This window comes from Psychrobacter glacincola, from assembly GCF_904846075.1.
Classification (GTDB): domain Bacteria; phylum Pseudomonadota; class Gammaproteobacteria; order Pseudomonadales; family Moraxellaceae; genus Psychrobacter; species Psychrobacter glacincola_C.
In genome coordinates, this window is record NZ_CAJGZH010000001.1 from 234757 (window position 1) to 247253 (window position 12497).

Annotated in this window: 11 protein-coding genes; 9 read left to right on the top strand and 2 right to left on the bottom strand. The window is 41.6% G+C overall.

Annotated elements, in window-relative coordinates:
• Nucleotides 1-138 precede the first annotated feature (138 nt).
• The 9 genes from nusA (at nucleotide 139) to pnp (ending at nucleotide 11147) form a co-directional block, all read left to right on the top strand.
• Nucleotides 139-1623 carry a transcription termination factor NusA gene (gene nusA / locus JMW85_RS01030; RefSeq protein WP_201580673.1) on the top strand — a complete coding sequence of 495 codons (1485 nt, stop codon included), beginning with the start codon at nucleotides 139-141 and terminating at the stop codon, nucleotides 1621-1623.
• Nucleotides 1624-1774: 151 nt separating this feature from the next.
• A complete protein-coding gene (infB, locus tag JMW85_RS01035) occupies nucleotides 1775-4501 on the top strand; it encodes a translation initiation factor IF-2 (RefSeq protein ID WP_198330484.1) in 2727 nt (908 codons plus the stop codon).
• Between the two features lie 203 nt (nucleotides 4502-4704).
• Nucleotides 4705-5109: a ribosome-binding factor A gene (locus tag JMW85_RS01040; protein WP_045443024.1), complete on the top strand. Its 405-nt coding sequence runs from the start codon at nucleotides 4705-4707 to the stop codon at nucleotides 5107-5109.
• Between the two features lie 16 nt (nucleotides 5110-5125).
• A complete protein-coding gene (gene truB / locus JMW85_RS01045) occupies nucleotides 5126-6205 on the top strand; it encodes a tRNA pseudouridine(55) synthase TruB (RefSeq protein WP_201580674.1) in 1080 nt (359 codons plus the stop codon).
• Between the two features lie 376 nt (nucleotides 6206-6581).
• Complete coding sequence (locus JMW85_RS01050; RefSeq protein WP_201580675.1) at nucleotides 6582-7106, top strand: type 1 glutamine amidotransferase domain-containing protein; 525 nt, start codon at nucleotides 6582-6584, stop codon at nucleotides 7104-7106.
• A gap of 75 nt (nucleotides 7107-7181) precedes the next feature.
• A complete protein-coding gene (locus JMW85_RS01055) occupies nucleotides 7182-7343 on the top strand; it encodes a hypothetical protein (protein WP_201580676.1) in 162 nt (53 codons plus the stop codon).
• Nucleotides 7344-7486: 143 nt separating this feature from the next.
• Entirely contained in the window at nucleotides 7487-7663 is a 177-nt protein-coding gene (locus JMW85_RS01060) for a hypothetical protein (protein WP_201580677.1), read from the top strand.
• A 367-nt stretch (nucleotides 7664-8030) separates the two neighbouring features.
• Nucleotides 8031-8297 carry a 30S ribosomal protein S15 gene (rpsO, locus tag JMW85_RS01065; protein WP_045443035.1) on the top strand — a complete coding sequence of 89 codons (267 nt, stop codon included), beginning with the start codon at nucleotides 8031-8033 and terminating at the stop codon, nucleotides 8295-8297.
• A gap of 747 nt (nucleotides 8298-9044) precedes the next feature.
• A complete protein-coding gene (gene pnp / locus JMW85_RS01070; protein WP_060490177.1) occupies nucleotides 9045-11147 on the top strand; it encodes a polyribonucleotide nucleotidyltransferase in 2103 nt (700 codons plus the stop codon).
• Between the two features lie 128 nt (nucleotides 11148-11275).
• Here pnp and JMW85_RS01075 read toward each other — a convergent pair whose 3' ends face one another.
• Nucleotides 11276-11866, bottom strand: a complete 591-nt coding sequence (locus JMW85_RS01075; RefSeq protein WP_201580678.1) for a hypothetical protein — start codon at nucleotides 11864-11866, stop codon at nucleotides 11276-11278.
• A gap of 33 nt (nucleotides 11867-11899) precedes the next feature.
• Nucleotides 11900-12424 (bottom strand): hypothetical protein, encoded by a 525-nt coding sequence (locus tag JMW85_RS01080; RefSeq protein WP_201580679.1) that lies wholly within the window; start codon nucleotides 12422-12424, stop codon nucleotides 11900-11902.
• Nucleotides 12425-12497 lie beyond the last annotated feature (73 nt).

A 12497-nucleotide genomic window follows, 5' to 3' on the forward strand; every position in this document is an offset into this window, starting at 1 on the left:
GATTTGACAACTTGAAGTAACAAATCATTCATCAGTATTTTAATATCCAAACAGCTTATATAGCTTACGGTGAAAATATAATAGTAATACACAAATTATAAAATTTAAGTCAATTAAAAATGATAGGACAGGTATAGCATGAGTCGTGAAATCTTAACGGTAGTAGAAACTGTCAGTAATGAAAAGGGCTTAAATCCTGAAGATATCTTTGAAGCGATAGAAGATGCTTTGGTGGTATCGACTAAGAAAAAAGTATACACCGAACAGCCAGAAGTGGCAGTACGGGTTGCTATCGACCGTACAACGGGCGATTACGATACTTATCGTTACTGGACAGTGGTTGCAGATGAAGACCATGAAATGCCTGCTTGTCAGCTAGCCATCAGCGATCTTGATCCAGAAGAATGGTCAATCGGCGATGTCAAAGAAGAACAGATTGAATCGATTGAGTTTGGTCGTATTGCTGCGACTCAAGCCAAACAAGTCATCATCCAAAAGATTCGTGAAGCTGAGCGTAATTTAGTAGCAGATGCTTTTGAGCCACGTGTTGGCGAGATGATGTATGGCGAAGTCAAAAAGCAGACTCGTGATGGCTATATCATTGATTCAGGTGACAATGCCGAAGGCTATTTGTCACGTGATCAGATGCTGCCGCGTGAGCAATTACGTGCAAAATCACGTATCAATGCCATTTTGTATCATGTAAACCGTGAAAACCGCGGCGCTCAGTTGCTACTGTCTCGTACTCATCCTGAAATGCTTTCAGCATTGATGCAAAAAGAAGTGCCTGAAATTGCCGAACAAATTATTGAAATCCGCAACGTCGCGCGCTTGCCGGGTACTCGTGCTAAAATAGCTGTGAAAACCAACGATCATCGTATCGATCCAGTTGGCGCTTGTATTGGTATGCGTGGTACACGTATCCAAGCCGTCCAGCAGGAGCTTGATGGCGAACGCATTGATGTTGTGGTGTGGTCAGATGATCCAGCACAGTTCATTATCAGTGCTTTAGAGCCAGCTGACGTCAGTAGCATCATCTTGGATGAAGATACGCAGACAGCTGATATTATCTTTAGCACCAACGATCAGTTGGCGCGTGCGATCGGTTCACAAGGTCAAAACGTACGTTTGGCGTCTGAGCTAACTGGTTATAAGCTTAATATGATGCTAGAAGAAGAATATCAGCAGCGTCAACAAAACGAATCGAAAGCCTTTATCGAATTATTCTATGAACGTTTAGAAGTGGATAAAGACTTAGCACAAGCACTTGTCGATATTGGTTTTACCAGTATTGAAGAAGTGGCTTACGTACCAGTTGAAACCTTTTATGATATTGAAGGTCTAGACGATGAAGCAATTGAGATGATTCAAGAGCGTGCAAAAGAAGTGGTCATCGCTGATGAGCTGGTCAAACAACAGAACATGAAAGAGCCAAGTCAAGAGCTACAAGAGCTTGAAGGTATGACAGTCAATTGGGCCTATAAAATGGCACAAAAAGACATTATTACCGTTGATGATTTGGCAGAACAAGCAGTCTTCGATCTCGAAGATATCGAAGGTTTAGACTCTGAAACCGCAGGAAAACTCATCATGAAAGCTCGGGAATCTTGGTTCAATGAATAAGCGGTAACTGCATATCGCTGTCTTTTAGTGATATGCTATCGATAATAAAGTGCTGGTGTCAAAGCAGTACCAATACCAGCCTTACCCCAATCATTTGTAGCCAACAACTGAATTGAACATATAGCAAATAATAGACAGTAGGTGATAATAAATGGCAGATAAGACCGTCAAAGAACTGGCAGATATGGTAGGCAAAACCGCAAGTGCTGTACAACAGCAATTGGTAGATGCTGGACTGCCTGCTCGTGCAGAGGGTGACCTAGTCACTGAGCTTGAGCAAGAGAAGTTGGTGACGTATTTAAAGCAAAGTCATGGTCAGCAAGAAAAGCGTCGTATTAGTCTTAAATCTAAGACAACTAGCACTGCGCGCGTGACCGGCTCTTCAGGTAAATCTAAGAGCGTCAATGTGGAAGTGCGTAAAAAGAAAGTATTTGAAAAGCCTGATCCAGAAAAAATGGCTGAAGAGTTGGCTGCGCGTGAGCAAGCGATGATTGAGTCGCAAGAACGTGCTGCTAAAGATGCTGAAGAGCGTGCTGCTACCAAGAAGAAATCTGAAGAACGTCAAGCTGCAACCTTGGCGGCAATGCGTGCAAGCTTAGGCTCTAGCAAAAAGTCAGATGATAAAAACGACGATATCTCAACCTCAGTGGTTGTGAAAAAAGGTGGCAAAACCACTGTCGAAGTAAAACCTAAAGACCAACCGAAGAAAAAAATTGCAGCGACGAAACCGAAAGTTGAAACGGCGGTTGAGCGTAAAGCGCGCGAAATGCGTGAGAAAGAAGAAGCTCGTTTACGTGAAATCGAAACAGAAACACGCCGCGCTCAAGCTGAAGAAGCACAGAAACGTACGCTTGAACAAATGCGTAAAATGGCTGGAAAATATACAGATCAGCCTGCTTCTGAAGTTCGTAAAGATGAGCCACTCGCTGAAGGTTTAGTTGGTGATGCCTTAGAAGAATCATTTGAAAAAGAACGTCGTGAAATCAAGCGTGGCACCAGTAGTACTAGTGCTCGTGGCCGTGGTCGTCGTAAGAATCAAGATGAGCGTGAAATCAAAAACCGTAAAAACGGTTTGCGTTCAACGCAAGCATCACAGCATAAGTTCGAAAAACCTGTTGAAAAAATTGTTTACGATGTTGAGATTAGTGAACAAATTACAGTCGCAGATCTTGCTCAACGTATGGCAGTTAAAGCGCGCGAAGTCACCAAATTGCTTATGAAAATGGGTGAGATGGCTCGTGAGTCAGATACGATTGATCAAGCGACAGCAAGTTTGCTCGTTGAAGAGATGGGTCACAATCCAGTACTGGTTAGTGATACTAAGGTTGAAGACGATCTACAAGACGCCGTTGATGAGCGTAGCAGTAACGTTCAAACTCGTCCGCCAGTAGTCACGATCATGGGTCACGTCGATCACGGTAAGACATCATTACTTGATAAAATTCGTGAAACAAAAGTGGCAACTGGTGAAGCAGGTGGTATTACTCAGCATATCGGTGCTTATCACGTTAAAACCGATCGTGGTGTGATTACCTTCCTTGATACTCCAGGTCACGCGGCCTTTAGTGCTATGCGTTCACGCGGTGCACAGGCGACTGACATTGTTGTGTTAGTTGTTGCCGCTGATGATGGTATGATGCCGCAAACAGCAGAAGCTATTGATCATGCTCGTGCTGCTGGTACGCCAATTATCGTTGCAATTAATAAAATGGATAAGCCAAGCGCTGATCCAGATCGCGTTCTTAATGAATTGACTGCTAAAGAAGTTGTTTCAGAAGAGTGGGGCGGCGATACGCCAATGGCTCGCATCTCAGCCAAAACCGGTGATGGTATTGATGAGCTGTTAGAACTTATTAGCCTACAAGCTGAACTAATGGAGCTAGAAGCACCGTTAGATGGCGCTGCTCAAGGTGTGGTCATTGAATCAAGACTTGAAAAAGGGCGCGGTCCGGTTGTTAGTGTCTTAGTTAAAAAAGGCACATTAAAGCAAGGCGACTTGGTCTTGGCAGGCGAGCATTACGGTAAAGTTCGTGCGATGACTGATGAACATGGTAAGCGTATTCAATCAGCGGGTCCTTCTATCCCTGTAGAAATTTTAGGCCTACCTGAAACGCCAGCAGCTGGCAGCGAGTTCTTAGTCTTAACCGACGAGAAAAAAGCTCGTGAAGTGGCAGAGTTTAGAAGCAACCGTGAGCGTGAGCGTCAACTTGAACGTCAGAATGCCATGCGTTTAGAAAGCATGTTTGATCAGATGGAACAAGGTGATGTGTCATTCTTGAATATCGTATTGAAAACCGATGTTCGTGGTTCGCTTGAAGCACTGCTTTCAGCATTGAATGAGCTATCAACTGATGAAGTTAAAGTCAGAGTAATCAGCTCAGGCGTCGGTCCTATCTCTGAATCTGATGTGACACTTGCAGAATCTAGCGAAGCGGTATTGTTAGGTTTCAACGTTCGTGCTGATGCGACCGCACGTCGCAAAGCAGATGCCGCCAACATGGATATCCGTTATTACAGCGTTATCTATGGTTTGATTGATGATGTCAAAGCAGCTATGAGTGGTATGCTTGCGCCAGAACATCGTGAGAAAATCCTTGGTGTTGCAGACGTTCGTGAAGTATTCCGTTCTAGTAAGTTCGGTGCTGCTGCTGGCTGTATGGTGGTTGAAGGTACAATTTATCGCAACAAACCTATCCGCGTATTGCGTGATGACCAAGTTATCTTTACCGGTCAATTGCAATCATTGCGTCGCTATAAAGAAGACGTTAATGAAGTACGTACTGGTATGGAATGTGGTATGGCTGTTCGTGGCTATGATGTCGAAGCTGGCGATAAGATCGAAGTCTTTGAAATCCAAGAGTTTGCACGTACTATCTAACGTTACAGTTCGATAGCAGGATATCTAATCATGCAATATGCTTAATCAGCTGAGCAGATTAGTATCTTCTTAATATCTAGCTGTACTTAGGCCTAACAGGTACATCCTGCTAGGCCTTTTTTACCAACTATTAGTCCTAAAATTTGTTAATAAGCCAATATATCAATCAGTGAAAATAAGCCATATTAAAGTAAGGTAACAATATGAACCAACGTCTACAACGCTTAGCCGACCAAATTCAACGTGAGCTTGCTGTTCTCATCCGTGATGCAGTCAATGACCCTCGTTTAACTGGTTTTGTCACTATTTCTAGTGTCAAAGTTAGTCCTGACCTAGGGTATGCTGATGTCTATGTCACCATCATGGAGCCTGAGCTTAATGATTCCATGAATAAGACCAATCATGAAGAAAGCATCAAAGTACTTAATAAAGCGGCGGGCTTTTTGCGCACCGAATTAAGCCACAGCCTAAAAACACGTACCACACCACGCTTGCGTTTTCATTATGACGAAGTGACTGCTCGTGGTAATTACATGATGGATTTAATCAGTAAAGCAGTTATTAAGACTGAAGAAAATGAGTCTGACGAGCAAGAAAACGAAGAGTAGAAGGGTAAAAGTCGTTATGTCTATCGCATCTACGCAAGCGGATAAAAAGTCTAGTAATCACCCTAACAAGATTAAAGTCTCGGGTGTTATTTTAGTTGATAAACCCAAAGGCATGACTTCACAGCAAGTGGTGTCAAAGGTGAAGTATCTTTTTAAGTCGCCAAATCATGACAGTAAAAAAGCGGGGCACACAGGGACACTTGATCCAATGGCAACTGGTCTATTGCCGATTTGTATGGGTGAAGCGACAAAATTTAGTCATTATCAGCTAGATGCAGATAAATCTTATCAAGCAACTATTCTACTTGGCGGTCAAACTGATACTGGTGATGCCGATGGTCAAATCACTGCTAAGGCACCCATTCCAAAATTTGATGATGTACTGTTAGACAAAGTCGCTCAGCAGTTTTTAGGTGCTCAGCAGCAGATACCACCGATGTATTCTGCACTAAAAAAAGATGGCAAAAAACTCTATGAGTATGCTCGTGCGGGAATTGAGGTAGAACGAGCGCCTAGAGGTATTGTAATCAAGGCCATTGATTTAAAAGCGCTTGATCATGAGAAAATTCAATTGACAGTGACCTGTACTAAAGGGACTTATGTGCGTGTACTCGGTGAAGACATCGCTAAAGCGATGGGTACATTAGGGCATTTGACTGCATTACGCCGTACGCAGGTTGGTGATTTTAAAATCAATGATGCGATTACTTTGCCAGACTTAGAAGCATTAGTGTTCGATAACAGGCAAGAGCAATTGATGCCGGTAGATGCTTGCATTAATATTGAAGCTGAGATGGTGTTGACGTTTGAGCAGTGTGAGCGTATACAGATGGGTCAACGCTTGAATGTGTTTGAGCAACTGACAGACAGTCTGCGCGACTATATTTCAACTAGTATCAGTCATCAGTCGTCTGTGTCAGAAAACGACGATATCCAACTAGATAGTGATATTGTGAGTAGTAACGATGACCAACAACCCTTGATCCATGAGATTCCAGTTGATATTCGTTTGATAAATCATCAAGGTCAGTTTCTTGGACTGGGTGCCGTAAGTCTCAACGGTAGATTGCAGCCTAAAAAATTAATCCAGCGTTAATGTTACGGTTCTTATATAACCCTCGTTTAAACACGTTTTAGCTTACTAATAGTTTACACTAATCACATATCCTCACATTTTATTGCAGGTTTCACCTATGGTGGAACCTGTTTTTTTTGTACTTTAGATCTACCAGATAGGAAGTCTGGGTAGAAGAATAAATCGAACTAAGACTCTAAGAATAAGAACATAAAAAAATAATAAGATAAAAAGTCATATATCAAAAATAGAAACTAGGTTCGAAAGAGAATATTTAATAGGAACAAGATGGGTCAGAGGAAGACTATACAGCCAATAATAACAACGACTCATAAAAATAAAGTATGAATAATAAAACAACTAAAAGAAAATCACTCATAACGAAAAAAGGAATATCATGAAAACCATCGCTTTTTTACTACATAATAACTTCGAGCAAGCAGAATACGAAAAGGTTAATAATCAACTCAAAGATAAAGGTTACAAGACACTTCTTATAACCACAAATAAAGAAAAAGAAGTGCAAGCCATGCAGCAAGATGTAGACAAAGGCGATACATTTACTGCTGATATCTATGCAAAAGACGCAAGCGTTTCTGATTATGATGCGTTGGTACTACCAGGTGGTACTGTCAATGCGGATACGATTCGTGGCAATGAAGAGGCTCATAGTATTATCAACGCTATCAATGATGCAGGCAAGCCATTAGCTGTCATTTGCCATGCTCCTTGGGCACTTATCAATACAGGCATTGCCAAAGGTAAAACGCTCACTGCTTATCATACGCTACAGATAGATTTAGAAAACGCTGGTGCAAAATTTGTAGATCAAACAGTACAGGTAGACGGTAATTTGATTACCTCACGTAATCCAGATGATATCAGCAATTTCGTTGATGCTATTGATAAGGCATTATCTTAATTTTTCTACCCACTTACTGAGTAATTAATTACTTATATTTCTTAAACATTCACAACTGTAACTGAGGAAAATATTATGTCAAACTCTAACCCAAGCGATACCAAGCTTGAGCAACAACGTTCTGAGTCAGCAACTGCAGCGCTTAAAAGCCAAACTGAGAACAATCATACTGAAGATAGTGAAGCCGCAGCAGATCGTATTGCAGACAATGTAAAAAACGCTAAAGAAGACAAGTAGAGTATGTGACGTGTCATCCATAACAAGGTGACACTGATATATTTGCTGATTATCTCTACATCTCAATATCACTGATGACATTTGCATCTCAATGTAAAAAGTATAAAACAGCTACTTCAAAAAATAATAATTCAGGAGCTAATATGAGTAATTCATTGAATAACATGGATGAGCAAGAAAAAGAGATTGAAAGGCTTGCAGAAGACATGAATCCTAGCGAGCATGCTACTCCTGATAGTTTAGCAGAAGTTACCACAGCTGCACCGCTTGAAGATGATGAACTAGGCGGTAACGCGACGGAAGATGACGTCAAGAAATAAGCAAATTCTATTGCCTATTGACGGATGATTTAACTATAAAAAATAAATCTGACTTTACAAGTATTATGAAAAACTGCTGCTAGTTCAGCAGTTTTTTGTTATAATCACCGTCACATTTACATTAGGTTGAGATCAGATATCGTGCTTCATAGACTGTCCAAAACGGATAGTTATATTAAGTGCTCTCTCATCGCAACTTATCCTAAATGGTCGTTATGACTCATTAGCTTGTCGTACACTAGGTCAACTCTAGTAATGCAGGGTTGTCCTGAATGACGTGCAGGCTATTTTATTTACTATTCTACTGCTTTAGATCTTACTCAAATTCGAGAATGTCTTAAAGTTTTTAGCATTGCCGGAGATATTTATGCTAACTAATACCGATCGCGAACAAATCATTGCTCAATACCAACGTGGCGAAAATGACACTGGTTCTCCAGAAGTTCAAGTAGCTCTATTGAGTGCTCGTATCAACGATTTGCAGAACCATTTTAAAGCACATAAAGCTGACCATCATAGCCGTCGCGGTCTTATCCGTATGGTTAACACGCGTCGTAAATTGCTTGATTACCTAAAAGGTAAAGATCTTGGTCGTTACACCACGCTTATCAGCCAGTTAGGTCTACGTCGTTAATCTAACGACAATAGTACGAGTGGATGCTAAAATAAAAGAAGCCATCATATGGTGCTATTTTAGAATTTTTGCTGATTCGCTTGGAACTTGCTTGTTGCTATCGATAAAATAGATTTTTCTAAAAACGGTGTGGAATAGTTTCACGCCGTTTTTTTATGCTTATTCATTTTCAAGATTGATTTTGGATAGCATTGGTTATAAAGACCAATTCAAAGTAGGTAATAGAAGTTTTCGTAAAAACAGTAACACTAGAGCCTAGAGCTAAGTGTTTTCTATCGATAATTGCTGTGTTCCGCAATTCATTGGTCAATGGCTATAAATCACTGTAAAATAATGCCTTGTGAGTTTGATAGTATATCTACTACATATATGGTGACTATTTATAAAATACCCGTTTCTTAGCTTATAGAATAGCTAGCTGCGCTAATATCCAACTCTCAAAAGCGCAGAAAAATAGCCTGTAGGGTTTTTAGCACCGAAGTCTTTTGACTTAAGGTCTTTTTGATAGTATTTATAGTAAAGCCAAAATTGAATGACCAAATATACACAATAGTACGATGTCTAGCACCGATAGGCATATGGAATAACTAGGTAATGTTATTGGCACTGGTTGAGATGATTTCTGAGAGAAAGACTGTCAATTAGTAGTCATATACACTAGTAGTCACATACACAGAATTTTAATGAAAAATATCAGCTTTTTATAATGCTGATATTACTTTCGTCAGTCAACATTAGGAAGATTATATGACAATGTTTAACACCATTAAGCGTGAATTTCAGTATGGCAACCAACAGGTTGTGATTGAGACAGGTCGTATTGCTCGTCAAGCAAACTCTATCTTAGTACATATGGGCGGCGTTACGGTACTTGTCGCAGCAGTGGTAAAGTCAGAGGCTAAAGAAGGTCAAAACTTCTTTCCGCTAACGGTTAATTATCAAGAAAAAATGTATGCAGCGGGCAAAATCCCAGGTGCCTATGGCAAACGTGAAGGTCGTGCAAGCGAGTTCGAAACCCTAACCTCACGCTTGATTGACCGTCCGATTCGTCCGCTATTCCCTGAAGGTTACGTTAACGAAATCCAAATTACGGCAACGGTTGTTTCATCAGATAAGACTCAGTCTGCAGATATCGCAGCCTTAATCGGCGCATCAGCGGCACTGGCTATCTCTGATGCACCATTCAATGGTCCAGTCGCAGCTGCCCGTGTTGGCTTTATCAACGGCGAGTACATCCTGAACCCAACCATTGAGCAGCTTAAAGAGAGTGATCTTGATTTGGTTGTGGCTGGTACGAAGTCTGCGGTACTAATGGTTGAATCTGAAGCCGCAGAGCTGTCAGAAGATCAAATGCTAGGCGCGGTATTATATGGTCATCAACAACAGCAAATCGTTATTGATAACATTGCTTCAATGGCAGAAGAAATCGGTACTGCTAAGCAGCAGTATACTGCCCCTGAGCGTGATCAAGCGCTTACCAGCAGCATGAAAGAGCAGTTTGGCGAGCAAGTTGCTGACGCTTATACGATTACTGATAAGCAAGCGCGCTACACTAAGCTTGATGAAATCAAGCAATCAATTATCGATGCGCTCGCTGGTGATGCTGAGTCAGAAACTTACGCTGATACAGTATCTGAGCTTAAAGAAATTTATAACGATCTTAAATATCGTACGGTTCGTGACAATATCTTGTCAGGTAAGCCGCGTATTGATGGTCGTGATCTTGAGACTGTTCGTGCCCTTGACGTACAAGTTGGTGTATTGCCATACACGCATGGTTCAGCATTGTTCACACGCGGTGAAACGCAAGCATTGGTTACGACTACATTGGGTAACAGTCGCGACGTTAACATGATTGACTCGCTAGGTGGCACTATCCGTGACCATTTCATGCTGCATTACAACTTCCCACATTTCTCAGTAGGTGAAACGGGTCGTGAAGGTATTCCAAAACGTCGTGAAATCGGTCATGGTCGTTTGGCACGTCGCGGTGTACAAGCGATGCTACCGGATAGCGAACGCTTCCCGTATGTCATCCGTGTGGTATCAGAGATTACTGAGTCAAATGGTTCATCTTCTATGGCGTCTGTTTGCGGCGCAAGCTTGGCATTGATGGATGCTGGTGTTCCACTAAAAGCACCAGTTGCTGGTATCGCTATGGGTCTGGTTAAAGAAGGTGAGCGTTTCGCTGTACTATCAGACATCTTAGGTGATGAAGATCATCTTGGCGATATGGATTTTAAAGTTGCTGGTTCTAAAGATGGTATCACTGCGCTGCAGATGGACATCAAAATCGAAGGTATTACGCCTGACATCATGGAGCAAGCGCTTAAGCAAGCCCATGCCGGTCGTATCCATATTTTGGACGCGATGAATAAAGTATTGCCTGAGAGCCGTACTGAAATCAACGCTCATGCACCAAACTATGCGGTTATCGAAATCAATCCGGACAAAATCCGTGACGTAATCGGTAAAGGCGGCGCGATGATTCGTCAACTAACCGAAGAGACTGGCGCAGTTATCGATATCGATGATGGCGGCACGATTCGTATATTTGGTGAAAACAAAGCGGCAACTAAAGCAGCTATCGGTAGAATCGAAGCGTTGACGGCAGAAGTCGAAGTGGGCAAAACTTATGAAGGTACGGTTGCTCGTATCGTTGATTTTGGCGCGTTTATTAACGTCTTGCCAAACACTGATGGCTTGGTACATATCTCACAAATCGCTGAAGAGCGCGTTGAGAATGTTTCTGACTACCTAAAAGAAGGTCAGATCGTTAAAGTCTTCGTCCAAGACGTCGATAACCGTGGTCGTATTAAATTGACTATGAAAGGTATCGAACAAAGCTAATCGATATCTAATGTAGTCAACATCTAAAAACCGCTTTAAGTCTCTCGTCATGAGTGCTTAAGGCGGTTTTTTTATGGGTGTAAAATCTTGTTTTCAGTAGAATATCTTATTAAAGTAAATGGCCTATATCAAAGTGATTGGTCTATATTAAAGTCTTTAGGAAGATGAATATCGATTCGAACTTTAGGCAAATCTTGTAGGTGCTGTAAGAGTAACGGTAAGATATCAGCGTGCCAGTCTAACGCAAGTGAGCCTGCGTTTGCTAAATTGGCTGCGTTGGAAACGTTAGCTGTCTCATTTCGTGAGTGGTTATGAATAAGTGGGCGTGCGAGGAGGGCAATTCTACGAATACCTTGATAACGGATGAGCGGGATAAGCTGCTCAGATAAATCTTTCAATGCGGCAATCAACCATTGTGACCGTGTGGGGTGGTAAGGATGATTTGATACCACAAGATTAGCGATATAACTGGGCTGATTGCCATTACTGCTGATGCTTAAACCAGCTTGCTCAAGCGCACGTTTATGCAGTAAGCAACTACCTACACGTAAACTGCCATCACGGCATGCGCGATAGTAACGTTGATAATTATCAGCAAATAAAGTCTTAGCTTTTGTGAGAACAGGGTCTAAAAGAATCCCTGCAGTATTGACTGGTAGAATAAGCAGCTGCGCGCTACTATTTAAGATAGGGGCGTGGGTAAGTTGCAAAGTCGCCATTGTCAGCCCCTTGATAAAAGTCTAAATAATGAGCTACTGTTTGTCGCCGTTTGTCTCGGCTTCTAATTGCGCTATTTGTTGTTCAAGTAGGGTGATTTGCTCTGCTTTCATATCAGTTAATTGCTTGTTCATCGTCAGTTGTTCAGCCGCCAATTTTTCTTGTTCGGCTAAGCGCTTACGCTCGTCTTCTAAGCGATCTATTTCTTCTTTGGCAAGACTATCTGTTTCTGGCAAAGCCGCATTTAAGATCGCATCAGCATTAGGTATTTGATTAACTGTGGTTGTCTCATTAGTATTTGACGTTAAGTCACTATTGTTTGAACTATTGTCATTATTACCTAAGGGCGTAGCATCTAATTGAGTAGCGCTATCTGGTTCGGTAGTCGACGGTGTACTTTCGATAGGCGCAGTATTAGTGTCTATTGAATTGTTTTTCCAGACCAAGTAGCCAATCAGTAATGCCGCTAATATAATAATTGACCACCATTTCTGGCGTGACTTAGTGGGCTCTTTTTTCAGTGATTTGGTTGACAGAGGACGCATTTTTTGGCTTTTCATACTATAGTCGATTTATGTTAGAAATATAAGTAGCCATACTATAGCAAACTCAAAATAAAAAGCCTATCTATTG